The following is a 20,076-nucleotide window of genomic DNA, read 5'->3' on the forward strand; positions in this document are numbered from 1 at the left end:
CGGTTTCCGTCGGTATCGGCGTCTGTGGGGACGGAAGTTGCGACCTGGGTGGGGTGGTGTGTGGTTCGGGTCGCGGTTTCCGTCGGTATCGGCGTCTGTGGGGACGGAAGTTGCGACCTGGGTGGGGTGGTGTGTGGTTCGGGTCGCGGTCGGCGTCCGCTACGCCAGGAGCGCGTGGCAGCGGGTGATGCGGGCGCGCCACCACTGCTCGCGCTCGGCGGATGCCCCGTGCGCGTCGAGCAGGGAGGGATCCGGCTCCGGCCGGGTGACGGGGATCGCGCCGCCTGAGGGGACGAGGCGCGGATCGACGACGTCGGCCGCGAGCAGTGCGGCCGTGCCGAGGCCGCAGTCGTATGCGAGGTCGGGGAGAGCTGCGGCGAGGGCCGCGCCCTGCGCGAGGCCGATCGAGGTGTCGAGGGCGCTCGAGACGACCGCGGGGAGCCCTGCCGCCTGCACGATGTCGAGGGCGCGCCTCGTGCCACCCAGGGGCTGCGCCTTCACGACGAGGATGTCGGCCGCTCCCGCGCGGGCGACCCGCAGCGGGTCGGCCGCCTTCCGCACGCTCTCGTCCGCTGCGACCGGGATGTCCCAGTCATGCAGACGACGTCGGATCTCGGCGAGCTCGTCGACGCTCGCGCACGGCTGCTCCGCGTACTCGAGATCGAATTCGGAGAGGGCGTGGAGGGCGCGCTCGGCCTCGTCGACGTTCCAGCCGCCGTTCGCGTCGACGCGGATGCGCGCCTCGACACCCAGAGCCTCGCGCACCGCCCTCACGCGGGCGACGTCGTCGTCGAGAGTCTGCCCGCGCTCGGCGACCTTGACCTTCGCGGTGCGGCATCCGTCATAGCGGGCGAGGATGGCCGCGACGTCTGCGGCGGCGACGGCGGGCACCGTCGCGTTGACGGGGATCGAGGAGCGATGCGCCGCGGGCTGCGGGTTCCAGGCGAAGTCGATCGCCGCCGCGAGCCAGGTGCTCGCCTCCTCGTCGTCGTACTCGAGGAAGGGGGAGAACTCGGCCCACCCCTCCGGCCCCTCGAACAGCGCGGCCTCGCGGTGGTCGACACCCCGGAACCGGGTCGCGAGCGGGAGCGAGACGATGCGCGTGCCCGCGAGGATCTCGGCGAGCGGGGGCAGCGGAGCGGTCATGGGACCATCCTGCCCCTCGCCGCGGGACGCAGCGTGTGCGACCCGGGTCAGTAGTGCCCATTGCAATAGTGTGTGTCGCACAGTAATGTGAATCGCATGAGTGAGAACGAGGCCTTCGAGACGCACCTGCAGGAGCTCCGGCGCGGCACGATCGTGCTCGCGTGCCTGCAGCTCCTGCGGGACGCGGGCTACGGGTACGGGCTGCTCGAAGGCCTCGAACGCCACGGCTTCGCGACCGACGCCAACACCCTGTACCCGCTGCTGCGTCGCCTCGAGAAGCAGGGACACCTCACGAGCGAGTGGAACACCGACGAGGCGCGGCCGCGCAAGTTCTACCGCACATCGGCGGCGGGCATCCGCCTCGCCGAGACCCTCACCGGCGAGTGGCGCGCGCTCACCGCCTCCATCACCTCCCTCACCGACCCCTCGGAGGACTGACATGACCAGCTACACCGAGCGGTACATCGCCGCCGCCATCCGCACGCTTCCGCCCACCGCCCAGGGCGACGTCCGCGATGAGCTCCAGGCGTCGATCGCCGACGCGATCGACGCGCGCGTCGACGCGGGACAGCCGTTCGTCGACGCCGAGCGCGCCGTGCTCACCGAGCTCGGCGACCCCGACGTGCTGGCGGCGCGCTACGCCGACCGGCCCCTGCAGCTCATCGGCCCGCGCTACTACCTCGTGTGGTGGCGGCTCCTCAAGCTCCTGCTGTGGATCGTCATCCCGTGCGCCATGGTCGGCCATGCGATCGCCCTCGTGCTCACGAGGCGCGCGGCCGGCCTGGACGCGAGCGCGAACCTCATCGGGGAGGTGATCGGCGGGTCGATCGCGCTCGGCCTCTCCGTGGGGGTCCATGTCGCGTTCTGGACGACGCTCGTGTTCGCGATCCTCGAGCGCACGGGCACCGACACCGGCGTGCGGTGGAGCGTCGATCAGCTGCCCGAGCCGGGCGGCGACGGCACGGGGCGCAGCGACCTCATCGCGTCGCTCGTCCTGCTCGGCGCGCTCGCGGGGGCCATCCTCTGGGACAGCGCGGTCGGGTTCGCGCGGACGCCCGAGCGATGGATGCCTGTGCTCGACCAGCGACTGTGGCCCTGGGGGATCGCGTGGCTGTTCGCGACCCTCGTGCTGTCGGCGCTCGTCGCGATCGCGGTGTACGCGAAGGGGCGGTGGACGAGCGCGCTCGCCGCGCTCAACGCGGTCGCCGCTCTCGCCTTCGCGGTGCCGGCCCTCGTGCTGCTCGTGCAGGACGGTCTGCTGAGCCCCGCGTTCACCGCGACGTTCCTGCCGGGCGCGGCGCTCCCGGTCACGAAGGCGGTCCTCGGGGTCGTGATCATCGCCGTCGCGGGGTGGTCGATCGTCGACGGCTTCGCGAAGGCCCGTCGCGCGACGCGCTGACTGAGAAGGGGCGCCTCGCCGGCGGGCGGGGCGCCCCTCCGGTGCACGGGGGCCGGTACGATGCCCGCATGGCGCTGACTGCCGATGCCCTCGTCGCCGAGCTCGAGGCGGCGGCGGATCCTCTCGCGCACCCGAACCGCCACTACCGCGGCGACGCCCGGGTCATGGGCGTGCGGATGGGCACGGTCTTCGACATCGCGAAGGCCTTCGTCGCGCTGCCGCTCGATGAGATCGGCCGGCTGCTCGACGAGGATCCCTACGAGGCGCGCCTGGCGGCCTTCTGCGTCCTGGACTTCGCCGTCCGATCTCCGCGCATGGCCGACGCCGACCGGGCGTCATGCTTCCGTCTCTACCTCGACCGGCATGATCGCATCGACTCGTGGGACATGGTCGACCGCGCGGCGCCGCGCGTCGTCGGAGGATTCCTGCGGGAGCGCCCGCGAGACATCCTCTTCGACCTCGCGGTGTCGCCGGACCCGCTCCGGCGGCGCACGGCCATGACCGCGCCGCTCGCGTACACGCGACCGCCGCACCCTGCGGGCATCGACGACCTCCTCCGCCTCGCCGAGCTGTTCGCGGACGACCCCGATCCGCTCGTCTCGAAGCCGGTCGGCATCGCCCTCAAGCACGCCGGGGCCGCCGCGCCCGACGCGGTGCAAGCCTTCCTGGAGCGGGTGGGGGAGCGCCTCCCGGCTTCCGTCCGGAGAGAGGCGCGCGCCAAGCTCCCGTGAGCGGCCTGCCGTCCGAGCCCGCACCATCCGCGCGCCCATAGGCTGGCCACATGCCTCTTCTCGACACCCCGGTCCGACTCGGCGTCCAGATCGCGCCGCAGCACTCCTCCTACGCCACGATCCGCGACGCGGTCTCCCGCCTCGAGGACATGGGCGTCGACATCCTCTTCAACTGGGACCACTTCTTCCCGCTCTCGGGCGATCCCGAAGGCACGCACTTCGAAGCCTGGACGATGCTCGCCGCGTGGGCCGAGCAGACCGAGCGCGTCGAGTTCGGCTGCCTCGTGAACTGCAACTCGTACCGCAACGCGGATCTCCAGGCCGACATGGCCCGGACCGTCGACCACATCTCCGCGAAGGGCGGCGAGACCGGGCGCTTCATCTTCGGCACGGGAGCCGGATGGTTCGAGCGCGACTACGACGAGTACGGCTACGAGTTCGGCACCCCGGGCACGCGCCTGAAGGACCTCGCCGCGGGGATGGAGCGGATCGAGCGCCGCTGGGACGCGCTCAACCCGGAACCGACGCGGCGGATCCCCGTGCTCATCGGCGGCAAGGGCGAGCAGAAGACGCTGCGCCTCGTCGCGAGGCACGCGGACATCTGGCACAGCTTCACGGAGGGCGAGGAGCTCGCGCGCAAGCTCGATGTGCTCGCGAGCTGGGGTGAGAAGGAGGAGCGCGACCTGTCGCAGCTCGTCGTCTCGAACGAGCTCAAGGGGCGCGACGAGGCGAAGGCCGATGAGCTCTTCGCGGCCGGCGTGCGCCTGTTCACGCTCGGGATCAGCGGCCCCGAGCTCGACTTCGACCTCGTGCGGCGCTGGCTCGCCTGGCGCGACGCGAAGAACGGCTGAGGCGCGACGGGTTCGCCGCGAAACGCGGCGAACCCGAGCCCGTTCGCCGCGAAACGCGGCGAACCGCCTCCCCGGGCCCCGGAATAGGCTGGACCACGTGAGCGACGCCTTCGTATCCGACCTGTTCGACCCCGCCGAGTGGGACGCCGCGCCCGGCTCCGAGGACTACCGAGACATCACGGCGCACGTGTCGAAGGACGGCCGCATCGCGCGGATCGCGATTGACCGGCCGGAGGTGCGCAACGCGTTCCGTCCGGCGACGGTTGACGAGCTCTACCGCGCTCTCGACCTCGCGCGCACCGACCCGCGCATCGGCGTCGTGCTCCTCACGGGCAACGGCCCGAGCCCGAAGGACGGCGGATGGGCGTTCTGCTCGGGCGGGGATCAGCGCATCCGCGGCCGCGACGGGTACAAGTACTCCGAGGACGAGACGTCGGTCACGGACTCCGCGCGCGCGGGGCGGCTTCACATCCTCGAGGTGCAGCGGCTCATCCGCTTCATGCCGAAGGTCGTCATCGCCGTGGTCCCCGGCTGGGCCGCAGGAGGCGGGCACTCCCTCAACGTCGTGTGCGATCTCTCGATCGCGTCGGAGGACGCGAAGTTCAAGCAGACGGATGCCGACGTCGGCTCGTTCGATGCGGGATACGGCTCGGCGTACTTCGCGCGGCAGATCGGCCAGAAGTTCGCGCGCGAGATCTTCTTCCTCGCCGAGACCTACTCGGCGCAGCGGGCGTACGAGATGGGCGCAGTCAACCGCGTCGTCCCGCACGCGGAGCTCGAGCGCGAGGCGATCGCGATGGCCCGGACCATCCTCGGGAAGTCGCCCACGGCCATCCGCATGCTGAAGTACGCCTTCAACGCGGTCGACGACGGCCTCGTCGGGCAGCAGCTCTTCGCGGGCGAGGCGACGCGTCTCGCCTACGGCACCGACGAGGCGGTCGAGGGCCGCGACGCGTTCCTCGAGAAGCGGGATCCCGACTGGGCGCCGTTCCCGTGGCACTTCTGATCCGGATGGCGCGGTGAAGCTCGAGCGCTTCGCGGGCGACGACCCGCGCGACCTCCTGCGGGCTCTGCGCAGCGCGCTCGGGGCGGGCCCCGCGATCGCCGTGGGGGCGGCGGATGGCCTGCCCGCGGATGTCCCGGCGGGCACCGCGGTCGTCCTCACGACCTCGGGCTCGACAGGGGTGCCCAAGAGCGTCGTCCTGTCGCGGCACGCGCTCACCGCGAGCGCCCTCGCGACGCGCGAGCGGATCGGCGCGGGGCAGTGGCTCCTGCCCCTCGCGCCGACGTACATCGCCGGCGTCCAGGTGCTCGTGCGCGGACTCGTTGAGGGCACCGAGCCTGCGGTGCTGTCCGGGCGGTTCTCCGCGCAGGCCTTCGCGCATGTCGTCTCGGGCATGCGATCGTCGCGCGGCGGCGAGCGCGTGCCGACCTACACATCCCTCGTGCCCGCGCAGCTGCAGACCCTCGTCGATGCCGCGGCCGAGAGCGCCGAGGTGCAGCGCGCGCTCGCGTCGTTCGAGGCCATCCTCGTCGGCGGGCAGGCCCTGCCGGTCGCCCTGCGCGAGCGCGCGGCCGAGCTCGGTGCGCGGATCGTCCGCACCTACGGCTCGACCGAGACGAGCGGCGGCTGCGTGTACGACGGCGTGCCGCTCGACGGCGTCCGCGTCGCCGAGGTCGGCGGCGAGCTGCGGATCGCGGGCCCCGTGCTCGCGGACGGCTACCTCGACGCCGAGCTCACGGCGCGCACCTTCGCGACGGATGGCGACGGCATCCGCTGGTACCGGACGGGCGACGCGGGAGCGGTCGCGGATGGCGCGGTGTCGGTCACGGGCCGGATCGACAACGTCATCGTCTCCGGCGGAGTGAACGTCTCGCTCGACCGTGTCGAGCGCGCCGTCCGCGAGCTGCCCGGTCTCGCCGACGCGGTCGTCGTCGGCGCGCCCGACGAGCGCTGGGGAGAGACGCCCGTCGTCGTCGCGACGCGCAGAGCGGGGGACGCGCCGTCCCTCGACGTCGTGCGCGCGGCCGTCGCAGCGGCCGTCGGGAAGCCGGCCAGGCCCTCGCACCTCGTCCTCGTCGACGCGCTGCCGCGGCTCGCCTCCGGCAAGCCCGACCGTCAGGCCATCCGGAGCCTCGTGCGCGGGCAGGGCGAGCCTGCGTCGTAGGATCGGAAGCCGTGGCACAGGCGAAGAACCGCAGGAAGAACGTCAGCGGCAACCCGGCGAAGCGCGGCAGCGTCGTCGCCCCTCCGCCGAAGCCCGTCACGCTCGGAGACTGGATCGGCGCGGCGCGACTGCGCACGCTGCCGCTCGCGATCACCCCGGTTGTCATCGGAACCGGCGCCGCCGTTCTCGTCGGCGACCTCTTCCACTGGGTCATCGCGCTCGCGTGCCTCGTCGTCGCGGTCGCGCTGCAGATCGGCGTGAACTTCGCCAACGACTACTCCGACGGCGTCCGCGGCACGGATGACCACCGCGTCGGCCCGGCACGGCTCACCGCGTCGCGACGCGTGTCCGCGAAGTCGGTGCTCGTCGTCGCCCTCGTCTTCTTCGGGATCGCCGCGGCGGCCGGGCTCGCCATCGTCATCCGCACGCAGCAGTGGTGGATGCTCGCGGTCGGCGCGGTCTGCATCGTCGCCGCCTGGTTCTACACGGGCGGCAAGCGCCCCTACGGCTACAACGCTCTCGGCGAGGTGTTCGTCTTCGTGTTCTTCGGGCTCGTCGCGACGCTCGGGACGACGTGGGTGCAGGCGCTCGCCCTCCCGCAGGAGGCGTGTTTCGGCGCCGTGGCGGCGGGCTTCCTCGCGTGCGCCGTGCTTCTCGCGAACAACCTCCGCGACATCGACCAGGACCGCGCGGCCGGCAAGCGGACGCTCACGGTGCTCATCGGCAAGCGCGCGACGCAGGCGCTCTTCACGGCGCTCGTCGCGCTCGCGTTCGCGATCGCCGTGTACCTCGCGTTCTTCTATCCGATCGCGTGGCTCGCGCTGCTCGCGCTCCTGGCGGTCGGACCGGCCATCCTCATCGTGTGGACGTATCAGACCGCGCGCGAGCTCATCCTCGCCCTCGCCCTCACGTCGCTCGGGTCGCTCGCGTACGGCGCCTTCCTCGCCTGGGCCTTCGTCGGCTGAGCCCACCACGCATGTCTCACTCGCCGCGACTTAGACCGGGCCTTTCACGCAGAGTGTGAGACATGCACCGCAGGGCGTGAGACTCCCACTCTGCATGTCTCACTGCCCGCGGCTTAGACCGGGCCTTTCCCGCAGGCAGTGAGACATGCACCGCCTGGCGTGAGACTCCCACTCTGCATGTCTCACGCGCCGCGGCTTAGACCGGGCCTTTCCGGCAGGGAGTGAGACATGCACGGCCTGCGTGAGACATGCACCGCCTGGCGTGAGACATGCACCCCCGGGACGCCGCGGGGCGCGTCACGCGCCGGTGGCGGAGTCCTCGGCCTGGGCGTCGAGCTCGGCGGCGGAGCGGCGGCGCGACTGCTTCTCCTGGCGCGACGTGTACAGGCCGGTCGACACGTCGTCGAGCGGGCGGCGCAGGAGGAGGATCGACAGGCTCAGCCCGATGAGCGCTGCGAAGATCGCCGCGAGCCACCACAGCTGCTGGAAGACGGGGAAGATCATCAGCACGCCGAACGGCACGAGGAACGCGAGCAGACGCAGCACCGAGTAGACGACGACAGACCGGATCTTCACGCTGACATCCTACGGAGCGTCGTCTGAGGGAATCCGGGACACCCGGGCCGCTCCCGGTTCCCCCGCCTAGGATGTGAGGATGGCCCGCGCTCTCATCGTCCTGGCGGTCGCCGCTGCTGTGTTCTGGGTGTTCAGCATCGTCGACTGCTCGGTGCAGCCGCCGTCGCGTCACCGCGGCGTCTCGAAGCGCGCATGGATCGCCATCGTCGTCCTCATCCCCGTCATCGGCGGCATCCTCTGGTTCGTCATCGGGCGCACACGCCCCGACGCGCAGCGCCAGCGCCCGATCGCGCCGGACGACGACCCGACCTTCCTCGGCACCGTGCGGCCGATCCCCGACCAGGACGAGCGCATCCGCCAGCTCGAGGAGGAACTCGCCCGGCTTGACGCCGAAGACGACCCGACCCGCGACGACAAGCGCGACGATCCCGACGGCGACGGACGCCTCCGCTGACATGCCGGACGCCATCGCCTCCCCGGCCTCCGCGGCCGCGTGGCGGCTGCTCGACGAGCTCGTCCGCGGCGGGGTCTCGCACGTCGTCCTGAGCCCGGGCTCGCGGTCGCAGGCGCTCGCGCTCGCCGCGGCGCGTCTCGAGCGCGAGGGGCGCATCCGCCTGCACGTCCGCATCGACGAGCGCGTCGCGGGGTTCACGGCGCTCGGCATCGGCCGCGAGCTCGGCGTGCCCGCTGCGGTCGTCTGCACGTCGGGCACGGCGGTCGCGAACCTCCTCCCGGCAGCCCTCGAGGCGCACCACTCGGGCGTGCCCCTGCTCCTCCTCACCGCGGATCGGCCGCCCGAGCTGCGCGGCGTCGGCGCGAACCAGACCACGCGGCAGCCGGGCCTCTTCGACGCGCTCGCGCGGTTCGCGACGGATGCCGAGACGCCGACGGGCGCGGATGGCGAGGGCGAGCGGATGGCGCGGCTCGCGGCGCTCGCGCTCGCGCACGCGACGGGGCGGGCGGGGGACGCCGTGCCGGGCCCTGTTCACCTGAACCTGCCGTACCGCGAGCCGCTCGCGGGCGCCATCCCGGAGCCGGACGGGGAGCCGGGGCCGTCGGCAGACGTCCCCCCGAGCGCACGCGCGCGCACGACGACGGTCCTGCCGCGCGGCCCGCGGACGATCGTCGTCGCGGGCGAGGGTGCGGGCGCCGACGCCGAGCAGCTCGCCCACGAGGCGGGCTGGCCGCTCGTCGCGGAGATCGTGAGCGGCGCGCGGTTCGGCCGGCGGATCATCCACGGCTACCGCGCTGCGCTACGGGATCCTGAGCTGGGCGGCCGCGTCGAGCGGGCCGTCGTGCTCGGCCATCCGACCCTGAGCCGCGAAGTCGCCGCGCTCCTGTCCGACCCCGCGGTCGACGTCGTGGCCGTCCGCCGTGGGGGCGAGGAGCTGAATCTCAACGGCCGCACGCACCCCGCCGACGCCGTCGCGGTCGAGGACGGACCCGTCGACGACGTGTGGCTGGGCGCGTGGATGCGCTTCTCGCACGCGCACGCCGCCGACCTCGACGCGCCCGCGCCCGACCTGCCCGGGCTGCGCTCGGCGGATCCGCACGAGCGCCTCGACGCCGTGCGCGCGGAGCTCGACGCCGTGCGGCGGCCCCTCGACCGTGCGCAGCTCGTGTCGGCGGTCTGGGCGGCGACCTGGCCGCACGACCGGCTCGTCTTCGGGTCGTCGCGGCTCGTGCGCGTGGCCGACGCGCTGCTGCCCGGCAAGAAGGTGCCCGTGCACGCGAATCGCGGGCTCGCCGGCATCGACGGCACGGTCGCGACGGCGATGGGCGTCGCGCTCGCGAGCCAGGGCCCGGACCGGCCGGGCGTCACCCGCGTCCTGCTCGGCGACCTCGCCTTCCTCCACGACGCCGGCGCGCTCCTCCTGCCCGATTTCGAGGACGAGCCGCGTGTGCAGGTGATCGTCGGCAACGACCGCGGCGGAACGATCTTCGACGGGCTCGAGGTCGCGGCGACGGCCTCCGACGAGGACATGACGCGCGTGCTCTACACGCCGCAGTCCGCCCGCATCGAGCAGCTCGCCGCGGCGTACGGGTGGGAGCACCACCGCGTCACGACACGCGGCGCGCTCGACCAGGCGCTCACCTCGACCGTCGGCCGCCGCCGGATCATCGAGGTCCCGCTCGCGCGCTGACCCGCCCTGGCGCCGCGGCGACCGCGCGCGGCAGGATGGGGACCATGATCGCGAAGAGCCAGGTGAAGTGGACCGAGGACGCGCTGACCGCGCTCCGAGCCCCGGCGGGGTTCCGCCTGGCCGATCTCGATCCGGACGCGACCCCGGGCTACGCGGGCGACAAGAAGGACGGCGCTGTCGACCTCGCCTCCGGTCTGACGCAGCTGGCCGAGTACCAGGAGCGCCTCTACGCCGAGAGCCACGGCGGCGACGGCCGCGACAGCGTGCTGCTCGTCCTGCAGGCGATGGACTCGGCGGGCAAGGGCGGCATCGTGCGCCACGTCGTCGGCGGCGTGGATCCGCAGGGGATCGAGCTCGTCGCCTTCAAGGCGCCGTCACCCGAGGAGCTCGAGCACGACTTCCTCTGGCGCATCGAGCAGCGCGTGCCGCGCCCGGGCTTCATCGGGGTCTTCGACCGCTCGCACTACGAGGACGTGCTCATCGGGAGGGTCCGCGCCCTCGCGCCGGCGGACGAGATCGAGCGACGCTACGACGCGATCAACGCGTTCGAGAAGCGCCTCGTCGAGCAGGGCACGCGCATCGTGAAGGTCATGCTGCACATCTCCTACGACGAGCAGGGCGAGCGGCTCATGGAGCGCCTCGAGCGCCCGGACAAGCACTGGAAGTACAACCCCGGCGACGTGGACGAGCGCGCGCAGTGGCCCGCCTACCAGGAGGCGTATCAGACGGTCTTCGACCGCACCTCGACCCCCGAGGCCCCGTGGTACGTCGTCCCGGCGAACCGCAAGTGGTACGCGCGGCTCGCCGTGCAGGAGCTCCTCCTCGAGACGCTCGAGCAGATCGACCCGCAGTGGCCGACCGCCGACTTCGACGTCGAGGCCGAGAAGGCGCGGCTGCGCGCGACCATGCGCTGACCGCGCGACGGCGGATGGCCGCGGTCCGTGCGCGCTCCGCGGATGCGGGAGGATGGGGGCATGGCTCGCATCGTCATCGCACCGGACAGCTTCAAGGGCACGATCGCGGCGGCCGATGTCGCCGCGGCGCTCGCCGAGGGATGGACAGCGGTGCGCCCCGACGACGAGATCGTCGCGCGGCCGATGGCCGACGGCGGCGAGGGCACCCTCGCCGCGTTCGCGGAGGCCGTCCCTGGGGCCGTGCGCGTGCCCGTCCGCGTGACCGGCCCGTCGGGGTTCGCCGTCGACGCGTCGTGGCTGCGCCTTCCCGCGACCGACGCCGCCCCGGGCGGCATCGGCGTCGTCGAGCTCGCATCGACCTCGGGCATCGAGCTGCTGGGCGACGCGCGTCGTCCGTGGGAGGCGTCGACGCTCGGCTTCGGGCAGGCGATCGCGGCCGCCCTGGACGCCGGCGTCTCGCAGCTCGTCCTCGGCATCGGCTCGAGCGCCTCGACCGACGGCGGAACGGGCCTGCTCACCGCACTCGGCGCGCGCTTCACGGACGCGTTCGACACGTCGATCGCGCCCGGGGCATCGGGCCTCGACGACGTCGCGAAGGTCGACCTCTCGCGGCTGCGCCCGCTGCCGGAGGGCGGGGTCCAGGTGCTCTGCGACGTCACGAACCCGCTGCTCGGCGGACGGGGCGCGGCGGCCGTGTTCGGCCCGCAGAAGGGCCTCGACGAGGAGGGCGTCGCGCGCGCTGACGCGGGCCTCGCGCGCCTCGTCGATGTGCTGCGCGGCGTGAGCGGCGACACCGTCGCCGGCTCGCTCGCGCGCGTCGCCGACCCCGAGGAGGCCGGCGCGGGTGCCGCGGGCGGCGCAGGCTACGGGCTGCTCGTGTGGGGCGCCGAGATCGTCCCGGGGGCGGAGCGCGTGGCGGAGCTCACCGGCCTCGGCGACGCGATCGCCGGCGCCGATCTCGTCGTGACGGGCGAGGGCTCGTACGACGGCCAGTCCGCCTCGGGCAAGGCGCCCGCGCACGTCTCGGCTCTGGCCGAGGCCGCGGGCGCACGCGTCGCGATCGTGGCCGGGCGCATCGCCGCCGACACGTCGGCGCTCTGGCGCGCCCTCTCGCTCACCGAGCTCGCGGGGTCATCCGAGGCGGCGATCGCCGACCCCGCGACGCACCTGCGCGCGGCCGGATCCGCGCTCGCGGAGGCGCTGTGAGCGGCGCGGGGGAGGAGGGGCGCCATGGCCGCCACGCTGCGTGATGTCGCGGAGCTCGCCGGCGTCTCGATCAAGACGGTCTCCAACGTCGTGCGCGGCTACAAGCACGTCAAGGAGTCGACGCGGACGGCCGTGCTCGCGGCGATCGAGCAGACCGGCTACCAGCCGAACATCTCCGCGCGCAGCCTGCGGATCGGGCGCAGCGGCGTCATCGGCCTCGCGCTGCCGGAGCTCGCCCTGCCGTACTTCGCCGAGCTCGCGGGAGCCGTGATCTCGGAGGCGAAGGAGCACGGGGTCACGGTGCTCATCGAGCAGACCGGCGCCGAGCTCGACGCCGAGTACGACGTGCTGCGCAGCCCGAGCCTCCAGCTGACCGACGGGCTCATCTTCAGCCCGCTGGCGATGAGCCAGGACGACGTCGCGCGCCTCGAGGTCGACTACCCGCTCGTCATCCTCGGCGAGCGCATCTTCGATCCGCCCTGCGACCACGTCGTCATGGACAACGTGGTCGCCGCGCGCGCGGCCACCGAGCACCTCATCGCGGCCGGATGCCGGCGGATCGCCGCCATCGGCGCGCACCTCGGCGAGGACCAGGGCTCCGCGGCCCTGCGCCTGCGCGGATACCGCGAGGCGCTCGAGGCGGCCGGCCTGCCCTACGACGAGAGCCTCGTCGGCTACGTCGGCCTCTGGCACCGCCTGGACGGCGCGCAGGCCATGCACGAGGTCCTCGCGCGCGGCGTCGCCGTCGACGGCGTCTTCGGCATGAACGACACGCTCGCGTTCGGCGCGCTCCGCGCCCTGCAGGACGAGGGGCGCCGCGTGCCCGACGAGGTCAAGATCATCGGCTTCGACGACCTCGACGAGACCCGGTACACGGCGCCCTCCCTCTCGACCGTCGACCCCGGGCGCCTCCAGATCGCCCAGCAGGCGGTGCGGGTGCTGCTGTCGCGCATCGAGGAGCGCCGCTCGGGCGGCGCTGCAGCGGCTCCGCGCCGCTACACGACGCCGTTCCGGATCGTCGAGCGCGAGTCGACCCGGCGCGCCGACGCCCCCGCTGCCTGACGGCGCCGCGTCGTCTTGACGTCGTGGGGTCGGCGGTCTATCTTTACAACGTTGGCTTTACAACGTTGGAAACCAGGCTCGGAGAAGAGCGTTTCGAGCGGCGCTGTCGCCGCCTGAGAAGAAGGAGGTCGCGATGGCGAGGAAGATCGCGATCGCGGGGATGACCGCCGTGCTGGCGATCGCCGCGCCGGTGCTCGGCGGCTGCGCCGCTGCGCAGGACGAGGACACCCTGACGTTCATGTTCCGCGGCGGACCCGCCGAGGAGGAGGCGTACACCGCCGCCATCGAGCAGTACGAGGCCGACACCGGCATCGACGTCGAGATCATCATGACGACGGCCGACGAGTACGCGACGAAGCTGCGTGCGGCGATCGTCGGCGGCCAGGTGCCCGACGTGTTCTACATCGATCCGGGCAGCGTCGAGTCCTACGTGAACGCGGGAGTGATCCAGGACATCACGGAGTACGTCGAGGCGTCCGACGCGATCGACCTCGACAACATGTGGGACTACGGCATCGACTCGTACCGCTACGACGGCGAGAAGCTCGGGCAGGGGCCGCTCTACGCGCTCCCCAAGGACGTCGGCCCGTTCTCGTTCGGCTACAACGCGACGATGCTCGACGCCGCGGGCGTCGAGCGGCCCGACCCCGACGACCCGTACACGTGGGAGGAGTGGGTCGAGGTCCTCAAGGCGATCACGAAGGACACCGACGGCGACGGCGAGCTCGACCAGTGGGGCACGGGCCTCAACGTGGTCTGGAACCTGCAGTCGTTCGCGTGGTCGAACGGCGCCGACTGGATCGACGAGGACGCCGAGAGCGTCACGGTCGACACCCCCGAGTTCGCCGAGGCGCTGCAGTTCTTCGCGGACCTGCAGAACGTCCACGCCGTGACGCCCTCGGTCGCCGAGGCGCAGACGCTCGACACCTACCAGCGCTGGATGCAGGGCGAGATCGGGTTCTTCCCCGTCGGCCCGTGGGACGTCCCGATCTACAAGGACCTCCCCTTCGAGTGGGACCTCATCCCGTGGCCGGTCGGCGAGACGGGGGAGACCGCGTCCTGGATCGGCACCCTGGGCATCGCCGTGTCGGCCTCGACCGCGAACACCGAGGCCGCCGTCGACCTGGCCGCGTACCTGTCGGCGGACCGCGAGACGCAGCAGGCGCTCGTCGACGCGGGCGTGCAGATCCCCAACCTCATCGACATGGCCGAGGAGTACGCGGCCGACGACTCCACCATGCCGGCCAACAAGGAGGAGTTCCTCCAGGTCCTGCAGGACTACGGCCGCGCGCTGCCCGCCACCTACACGTACAACGCGCAGTGGTACGACGAGCTCTTCACGAACATCCAGCCGGTCATCGACGGCAAGGTCACGGCCGAGGAGTACCTCGCGCAGGCGCAGCCGAGGATGCAGGAGTTCCTCGACATGGCCAACGACCAGTCCGAGATGGCGAGGACCGGCGGATGATCGCGGCGCCGCTGCCCCTGCCCTCCCTCTCCCTGTCGAACGAAGGAGCTCGACGATGACCACCACCTCCGCCGTCGCCCCACCCAGGGCGACCCGCCGGCGCAGCGCGCTGCATCGGCGCGAGCACCGGGCCGCCGCGCTCTTCGTGGCGATCCCCGTGATCGGGTTCCTCGCGTTCGTCGCGTACCCGCTCGTGTTCGCCGCGGCGACGTCGTTCACGAACTGGAACGGCATCACGGCCCCCGCGCCCAACGGGATCGCCAACTACGTGCGCATGCTCGGCGACGAGTACTTCTGGAAGTCGCTCGGCAACACCGTCTTCCTCATGCTCGGCATCCCGCTCGGACTCATCCTGTCGCTCCTGCTCGCGCTCGCGATGAACCGCAAGATGCGCGGCACGACGTTCTTCCGGACGATCTACTACATCCCGGTCATCTCCTCGATCGCGGCCATCGCCATCCTGTGGCAGTGGGCGTACAACGGCGACTTCGGTCTCGTGAACCAGGCGCTCGCGTACGTCGGCATCGACGGGCCGAACTGGCTGCAGGATGCCGCGACCGCGAAGCCCGCGATCATCCTCATGACCGTGTGGAAGGGCCTCGGCTACTCGATGCTCCTGTACCTCGCGGCGCTGCAGTCCGTTCCCCGGCAGCTGTACGAAGCGGCGAGCCTCGACGGGGCGTCGGCGTTCCAGCAGTTCCGCGCGATCACCGTGCCGATGCTGCGGCCCGTGACCTTCTTCCTCGTCGTGACCAACATCATCGGCGGAGCGCAGATCTTCGTCGAGATCAACATCATGACCCCGACGGGAGGCCCGGAGTTCTCCACGGCCACGATCGTCTGGTACATCTGGCGCCAGGCGTTCGAGTACCTCAACATGGGCTACGCGACGGCGATGTCGATCGTCCTCGGCATCCTCGTGTTCGTCGTCACGGCCATCCAGTTCGCGCTCAACCGGCGCAGCACGTTCTCGATCGAGTGAGGCCGACGATGACCGCTCTCCAGACCCCCACCCCGACCACGACGCAGAGCCTGTCGACGCGCGCGCTCGTGCAGCCGCAGAAGGGCGGCCGCCGCCCCGAGGGCAGCCGCACGCGCCGCTCCCGCCCCGGCAACGTGATCGTCGCGATCATCCTGTCGCTCGGCGGCATCACGATGGTCGCTCCGCTCCTGTGGATGCTCACGACCTCGCTCAAGACCCGCGAGGCCGTGTTCTTCCTGCCGCCGCAGTGGATCCCCGACCCCGTGCAGTGGGACAACTACGTGCGCGTGTGGACGGCCGGGCCGCTCCTCACGGGCATCGCCAACAGCGCGATCGTCGCCGTGAGCGTGACGCTCATCGGCGGTGCCGCGTCGGCGCTCGCGGCCTACGCGTTCGCCAAGATGCGCCTGCCCGGCAAGGGAGCGCTGTTCCTGTCGCTGCTCGCGGCGATCATGATCCCGTTCCCGACGCTCATGATCCCGCAGTTCCAGATGTTCGCCCGCGCGGGCCTCGTCGACACCCTCTGGCCGCTCATCCTGCCCGGGATCTTCGGGAACATCGTCATGGTGTTCTTCCTGCGCCAGTACCTCGACACGGTGCCCGACTCGATCATCGAGGCGGCCGTGATCGACGGCGCGAGCCACTTCACGATCTTCTGGCGCCTGATCTTCCCGATCATCCGCCCGGCGATCGCGGCGCAGTTCATCCTGTGGTTCATGGCCGTGTGGAACGACTACCTCGCGCCGATCATCTACCTGAACTCGCCCGAGGTGCAGACCCTGCAGCTCGTGATCGCGCGCTTCAACGCGACGTACGCGAGCCAGACCGACTATCCGCTCATCATGGCGGCGTCGTGCATCGCGCTCGTGCCGGTCCTCGCGGTCTTCGTGATCTTCCAGAAGCAGATCATCGAGTCGATCGCCCTCACGGGATCGAAGGGCTGATCGTGGCGGCGACGGATGTCCGGGGCGCGGCAGGCGAGGAGGCGATCGGATGGTCGGGGCGCGTCATGGACGTGCTCGGCCACGTCTCGCGGCTGCTGCTCGTGCAGGGGCTGTGGCTGGGGGGCGCGCTCGCCGGCCTCGTCGTGCTCGGCGTCTTCCCGGCATCCGTCGCCGCCGTGCGCGCGCTCGAGGCGCCGTCCGCGCCGGTCCGCGCGTTCGTCGCCGCCTATCGCGAGGCGTTCGTGCGCGCGAACCTCGCCGGCGCCGGGTTCCAGGTCGCCTGGCTCGTCGTCGCGCTCGACGTCGCCGTCTCGTCGTCGCTGCCGGCGGGCATCGCGTCGGCAGCCCTCGCGGCCGTCACGATCGTCGGCGCCGTGTCCGCCGTGTCGGCGGCGTACGCCGTCGTCGCCCTGGCCCGCGCGCCGCGGGCGACGACCCGCACCGTCCTGCGGTTCGCGGTCGTGGCGCCCTGGCTGACCCCGGGCCGGGCCCTCGTCGTCCTCGCCGCGCTCGGCGCCGTCGCCGCGGCGCTCCTGACCGCACCGCCCATCGCGCTCCTCTTCGGAGCGAGCGCGCCGCTCCTCGTCCACGCGGCGCTCATCGGCCCCGCCGTCGACCGCGCGACCGCGTGACACCAAGGCCGGCACCGGCCACCCCCTGAGAGAGAAACCGAGAGGTACGCATGTCCACCGCGAGCATTCGCATCGACCCCGAGGCCGTCGTCGCACCGATCGACCGCCGCATCTTCGGCTCGTTCGTCGAGCACCTCGGTCGCTGCGTCTACGACGGCATCTACGAGCCCGGCCATCCGCAGGCCGATGAGAACGGCTTCCGGAAGGACGTCACCGCCCTCGTGAAGGAGCTCGGCGCGACGACCATCCGCTATCCGGGCGGCAACTTCGTGTCGGGCTACCGGTGGGAGGACGGCGTCGGGCCGCGGGAGAGCCGCCCCGTCCGCCGCGACCTCGCCTGGCACGCGCTCGAGACGAACCAGATCGGCCTGAACGAGTTCGCCTCGTGGCTCCAGGAGATCGGCAGCGAGCTCATGCTCGCGGTGAACCTCGGCACGCGCGGCATCCTCGAGGCGCTCGACCTGCTCGAGTACGCCAACCACCCGTCGGGCACCGCGCTCAGCGACCTGCGTGCCGCGCACGGCTACCCCGAGCCGTGGGACATCCGGATGTGGTGCCTCGGCAACGAGATGGACGGCCCCTGGCAGACCGGCTACATGACGGCCGACGACTACGGCAAGCTCGCTGCGCGCACCGCGCAGGCGATGAAGGCCGCGCAGAAGGACCTCGAGCTCGTCGTGTGCGGGTCGTCGGGATCGTCGATGCCGACCTTCGGGGAGTGGGAGCGCACCGTCCTCGAGCACGCGTACGACTACGTCGACTTCGTCTCGTGCCACGCCTACTACCAGGAGTTCGACGGCGACCTCGACTCCTTCCTCGCGTCGGCCCTCGACATGCGCTACTTCATCGAGACGGTCGTGACGACGGCCGACGCGGTGGGGCATCGGCGCAAGACCGACAAGAAGATCATGCTGTCGTTCGACGAGTGGAACATCTGGTACCTCAAGGAGCACCAGGAGTCCGACGAGGTCAACGAGACCTGGCCGATCGCTCCGCGCCAGCTCGAGGACGTGTACTCGGTCGCGGACGCGGTCGTCTTCGGCAGCCTGCTGATGACCCTGCTCGAGCACCACGACCGCGTGCGCTCGGCCTCGCTCGCGCAGCTCGTCAACGTGATCGCGCCGATCATGACCGAGCCGGGCGGCGACGCGTGGCGCCAGACGACGTTCTTCCCGTTCTCGGTCACCTCGCGCCTCGCGCAGGGCCGCGTGCTCAAGCCGCGCGTCGAGGCAGGGACGGTCACCTCGAAGAAGTACGGAGAGGCATCGGCGGTCGACGCGGTCGCGACCGACGGCGACGAGGGCTCGGCGGTGTTCCTCGTGAACCGCTCGCGCGAGGCCGTCGACGTGACGATCGACGTCTCGGGTCTGGGGCGCGCCGCGGTGGCGGAGGCCGTCACCCTGTGGGACGACGACGTGTACGCGAAGAACACGATCGACGACCAGGAGCGCGTGGGGCTCAAGCCCCTCGACGCCCGGCTCGACGGCGGCACCCTGCGGGTGCGGCTCGAGCCCGTGTCGTGGTCGGCCATCGCGCTGCGCTGAGCCGCGCTACGGTCGGGAGGGCGGGGCGCGGATGCGCCCCGCCCTCAATAACGCTATAGTGGCAACAAATCAACGGCGATGAAGGAGACGAGGATGGCGCAGGCCAACTGGGCGGGGAACGTGCGCTTCGGCGCGCAGCGGGTCGAGACGCCGTCGAGCGTCGACGAGGTCCGTGCGGTGCTGGCCTCGGCCGGCCGTGTGCGCGCGCTGGGGTCGGGGCACTCGTTCAACCTCATCGCTGACACCGACGACACGCTCCTGTCGACGGCGCGGCTCACGGCCGCGCCGCGCATCGATGCAGGCGCCCGCACCGTCACGGTCGGCGCGGGCATGCGCTACGGCGAGCTCGCGCCCGCGCTCGAGGCCGAGGGATGGGCGCTCGCGAACCTCGCATCGCTGCCGCACATCTCGATCGCGGGCGCGATCGCGACCGGAACGCACGGATCGGGCGACACGGTCGGGACGCTCTCCTCCGCGGTCGCGGCCCTCGAGCTCGTCACGCCGACGGGCGAGGTCGTCACCCTGCGCCGTGGCGACCGCGACTTCGACGGGGCCGTGGTCTCCCTCGGCGCGCTCGGCATCGTCACCGAGGTGACGCTCGACATCGAGCCGACCTTCGCCATCCGCCAGCGCGTGTACGAGCGGCTGCCGCTCGAGGTCGCGCTCGCGGAGTTCGACGTGCTCATGGCCTCGGCGTACAGCGTCAGCCTCTTCCACCGCTGGGACGACCCCGACGTCATCGACCAGGTCTGGACGAAGGCGCGCGGCGACGAGGCACCGCGGCTGCCGGGCGACATCGCCGAGGCGACCGAGCAGGTGCACATGCTCGCCGGCGTCACCCCCGAGGCGACCACGCCTCAGCTCGGCGAGCGCGGCGCGTGGCTCGACCGGCTCGCGCACTTCAAGCTCAGCCACACGCCGTCGAACGGCGCCGAGCTGCAGTCGGAGCTCCTCGTGCCGCGCACGCACGCGGTGGGGGCGATCGAGGCCGTCCGCGCGCTCGCCGACGAGGTCGCGCCGCTCGTGCAGGTGATGGAGATCCGCTCGATGCGCGCCGACGACCTCTGGCTGAGCCCTGCCTCCGGCCACGACGCGATCGGCCTGCACTTCACGTGGCACCAGCGCCAGGCCGAGGTCGAGACCGTCGTGGCGAAGCTCGAGAAGGCCCTCGAGCCGTGGGGCGCGCGCCCGCACTGGGGCAAGCTCACGCGACTCGACGCCGACATGCTCCGGTCGGTCTGGCCGCGCCTGGGCGACTTCGCGGAGCTCGCGCGGCGTTTCGACCCCGAGGGGAAGCTGCGCAATCCGTTCCTGGACCGGGTGCTCGCCGCAGCGGGCTGAGCC

20 protein-coding genes are annotated in these 20,076 nt (G+C 72.1%); 18 read left to right on the top strand and 2 right to left on the bottom strand.

From position 1 onward, the window contains the following. Window positions 1-159 precede the first annotated feature (159 nt). Window positions 160-1,146 carry an o-succinylbenzoate synthase gene (locus ACWXWW_RS15065; protein WP_455970659.1) on the bottom strand — a complete coding sequence of 329 codons (987 nt, stop codon included), beginning with the start codon at window positions 1,144-1,146 and terminating at the stop codon, window positions 160-162. Between the two features lie 96 nt (window positions 1,147-1,242). Between ACWXWW_RS15065 and ACWXWW_RS15070 the strand changes: the two genes are divergently transcribed. The 7 genes from ACWXWW_RS15070 to ACWXWW_RS15100 all read left to right on the top strand — a co-directional run bounded on the left by ACWXWW_RS15070 (window position 1,243) and on the right by ACWXWW_RS15100 (window position 7,260). Continuing rightward, window positions 1,243-1,584, top strand: coding sequence for a PadR family transcriptional regulator (locus tag ACWXWW_RS15070; RefSeq protein WP_455970661.1), 342 nt, complete (start codon window positions 1,243-1,245; stop codon window positions 1,582-1,584). A gap of 1 nt (window position 1,585) precedes the next feature. After that, the gene (locus ACWXWW_RS15075) at window positions 1,586-2,545 is read left to right on the top strand and encodes a permease prefix domain 1-containing protein (RefSeq protein ID WP_455970663.1); all 960 of its coding nucleotides are present in this window, start codon (window positions 1,586-1,588) and stop codon (window positions 2,543-2,545) included. Between the two features lie 68 nt (window positions 2,546-2,613). Next, a complete protein-coding gene (locus ACWXWW_RS15080) occupies window positions 2,614-3,276 on the top strand; it encodes a DNA alkylation repair protein (RefSeq protein WP_455970665.1) in 663 nt (220 codons plus the stop codon). 50 nt (window positions 3,277-3,326) lie between these two features. Further along, window positions 3,327-4,127 (top strand): LLM class F420-dependent oxidoreductase, encoded by an 801-nt coding sequence (locus ACWXWW_RS15085; protein ID WP_455970667.1) that lies wholly within the window; start codon window positions 3,327-3,329, stop codon window positions 4,125-4,127. A gap of 97 nt (window positions 4,128-4,224) precedes the next feature. Then, the gene (locus ACWXWW_RS15090; protein ID WP_271174570.1) at window positions 4,225-5,133 is read left to right on the top strand and encodes a 1,4-dihydroxy-2-naphthoyl-CoA synthase; all 909 of its coding nucleotides are present in this window, start codon (window positions 4,225-4,227) and stop codon (window positions 5,131-5,133) included. Window positions 5,134-5,146: 13 nt separating this feature from the next. After that, a complete protein-coding gene (locus ACWXWW_RS15095) occupies window positions 5,147-6,295 on the top strand; it encodes an AMP-binding protein (RefSeq protein WP_455970669.1) in 1,149 nt (382 codons plus the stop codon). 11 nt (window positions 6,296-6,306) lie between these two features. Next, window positions 6,307-7,260 (top strand): 1,4-dihydroxy-2-naphthoate polyprenyltransferase, encoded by a 954-nt coding sequence (locus ACWXWW_RS15100; protein ID WP_455970671.1) that lies wholly within the window; start codon window positions 6,307-6,309, stop codon window positions 7,258-7,260. 297 nt (window positions 7,261-7,557) lie between these two features. Here the strand turns inward: ACWXWW_RS15100 and ACWXWW_RS15105 are convergent, their stop codons facing one another. After that, window positions 7,558-7,836, bottom strand: a complete 279-nt coding sequence (locus ACWXWW_RS15105) for a DUF4229 domain-containing protein (RefSeq protein ID WP_455970673.1) — start codon at window positions 7,834-7,836, stop codon at window positions 7,558-7,560. Window positions 7,837-7,915: 79 nt separating this feature from the next. Between ACWXWW_RS15105 and ACWXWW_RS15110 the strand changes: the two genes are divergently transcribed. From ACWXWW_RS15110 to ACWXWW_RS15160, 11 genes are all read left to right on the top strand, one after another. Then, on the top strand, window positions 7,916-8,290 hold the full coding sequence (locus ACWXWW_RS15110; RefSeq protein WP_271174574.1) for a PLD nuclease N-terminal domain-containing protein: 375 nt from the start codon (window positions 7,916-7,918) through the stop codon (window positions 8,288-8,290). Between the two features lies 1 nt (window position 8,291). Next, window positions 8,292-9,980 (top strand): 2-succinyl-5-enolpyruvyl-6-hydroxy-3-cyclohexene-1-carboxylic-acid synthase, encoded by a 1,689-nt coding sequence (gene menD, locus ACWXWW_RS15115; protein ID WP_455970675.1) that lies wholly within the window; start codon window positions 8,292-8,294, stop codon window positions 9,978-9,980. Window positions 9,981-10,024: 44 nt separating this feature from the next. Next, window positions 10,025-10,894 carry a polyphosphate kinase 2 family protein gene (locus tag ACWXWW_RS15120; RefSeq protein WP_324014033.1) on the top strand — a complete coding sequence of 290 codons (870 nt, stop codon included), beginning with the start codon at window positions 10,025-10,027 and terminating at the stop codon, window positions 10,892-10,894. A gap of 60 nt (window positions 10,895-10,954) precedes the next feature. Then, window positions 10,955-12,100: a glycerate kinase gene (locus ACWXWW_RS15125; RefSeq protein ID WP_455970677.1), complete on the top strand. Its 1,146-nt coding sequence runs from the start codon at window positions 10,955-10,957 to the stop codon at window positions 12,098-12,100. A gap of 24 nt (window positions 12,101-12,124) precedes the next feature. Next, entirely contained in the window at window positions 12,125-13,162 is a 1,038-nt protein-coding gene (locus tag ACWXWW_RS15130) for a LacI family DNA-binding transcriptional regulator (protein ID WP_271174578.1), read from the top strand. Between the two features lie 133 nt (window positions 13,163-13,295). Continuing rightward, complete coding sequence (locus ACWXWW_RS15135; RefSeq protein WP_455970679.1) at window positions 13,296-14,630, top strand: ABC transporter substrate-binding protein; 1,335 nt, start codon at window positions 13,296-13,298, stop codon at window positions 14,628-14,630. A 55-nt stretch (window positions 14,631-14,685) separates the two neighbouring features. Continuing rightward, window positions 14,686-15,612 carry a carbohydrate ABC transporter permease gene (locus tag ACWXWW_RS15140; protein WP_271174580.1) on the top strand — a complete coding sequence of 309 codons (927 nt, stop codon included), beginning with the start codon at window positions 14,686-14,688 and terminating at the stop codon, window positions 15,610-15,612. Window positions 15,613-15,620: 8 nt separating this feature from the next. Then, window positions 15,621-16,556 (top strand): carbohydrate ABC transporter permease, encoded by a 936-nt coding sequence (locus ACWXWW_RS15145; RefSeq protein WP_455970681.1) that lies wholly within the window; start codon window positions 15,621-15,623, stop codon window positions 16,554-16,556. A 2-nt stretch (window positions 16,557-16,558) separates the two neighbouring features. Next, window positions 16,559-17,188: a DUF624 domain-containing protein gene (locus ACWXWW_RS15150; protein ID WP_455970683.1), complete on the top strand. Its 630-nt coding sequence runs from the start codon at window positions 16,559-16,561 to the stop codon at window positions 17,186-17,188. Window positions 17,189-17,238: 50 nt separating this feature from the next. Next, entirely contained in the window at window positions 17,239-18,732 is a 1,494-nt protein-coding gene (arfA, locus tag ACWXWW_RS15155; RefSeq protein WP_271174583.1) for an arabinosylfuranosidase ArfA, read from the top strand. A 93-nt stretch (window positions 18,733-18,825) separates the two neighbouring features. Continuing rightward, complete coding sequence (locus tag ACWXWW_RS15160; protein ID WP_455970685.1) at window positions 18,826-20,073, top strand: FAD-binding protein; 1,248 nt, start codon at window positions 18,826-18,828, stop codon at window positions 20,071-20,073. The last annotated feature ends 3 nt before the right edge of the window (window positions 20,074-20,076 follow it).

The organism is Microbacterium sp. KNMS (genome assembly GCF_053851835.1).

Coding starts and splice junctions, on each gene's coding strand:
- ACWXWW_RS15065 (WP_455970659.1), bottom strand. CDS start 1,146: ATGACCGCTCCGCTGCCCCCGCTCGCCGAGATCCTCGCGGGCACGCGC.
- ACWXWW_RS15070 (WP_455970661.1), top strand. CDS start 1,243: ATGAGTGAGAACGAGGCCTTCGAGACGCACCTGCAGGAGCTCCGGCGC.
- ACWXWW_RS15075 (WP_455970663.1), top strand. CDS start 1,586: ATGACCAGCTACACCGAGCGGTACATCGCCGCCGCCATCCGCACGCTT.
- ACWXWW_RS15080 (WP_455970665.1), top strand. CDS start 2,614: ATGGCGCTGACTGCCGATGCCCTCGTCGCCGAGCTCGAGGCGGCGGCG.
- ACWXWW_RS15085 (WP_455970667.1), top strand. CDS start 3,327: ATGCCTCTTCTCGACACCCCGGTCCGACTCGGCGTCCAGATCGCGCCG.
- ACWXWW_RS15110 (WP_271174574.1), top strand. CDS start 7,916: ATGGCCCGCGCTCTCATCGTCCTGGCGGTCGCCGCTGCTGTGTTCTGG.
- menD (WP_455970675.1), top strand. CDS start 8,292: ATGCCGGACGCCATCGCCTCCCCGGCCTCCGCGGCCGCGTGGCGGCTG.
- ACWXWW_RS15120 (WP_324014033.1), top strand. CDS start 10,025: ATGATCGCGAAGAGCCAGGTGAAGTGGACCGAGGACGCGCTGACCGCG.
- ACWXWW_RS15125 (WP_455970677.1), top strand. CDS start 10,955: ATGGCTCGCATCGTCATCGCACCGGACAGCTTCAAGGGCACGATCGCG.
- ACWXWW_RS15130 (WP_271174578.1), top strand. CDS start 12,125: ATGGCCGCCACGCTGCGTGATGTCGCGGAGCTCGCCGGCGTCTCGATC.
- ACWXWW_RS15135 (WP_455970679.1), top strand. CDS start 13,296: ATGGCGAGGAAGATCGCGATCGCGGGGATGACCGCCGTGCTGGCGATC.
- ACWXWW_RS15140 (WP_271174580.1), top strand. CDS start 14,686: ATGACCACCACCTCCGCCGTCGCCCCACCCAGGGCGACCCGCCGGCGC.
- ACWXWW_RS15145 (WP_455970681.1), top strand. CDS start 15,621: ATGACCGCTCTCCAGACCCCCACCCCGACCACGACGCAGAGCCTGTCG.
- arfA (WP_271174583.1), top strand. CDS start 17,239: ATGTCCACCGCGAGCATTCGCATCGACCCCGAGGCCGTCGTCGCACCG.
- ACWXWW_RS15160 (WP_455970685.1), top strand. CDS start 18,826: ATGGCGCAGGCCAACTGGGCGGGGAACGTGCGCTTCGGCGCGCAGCGG.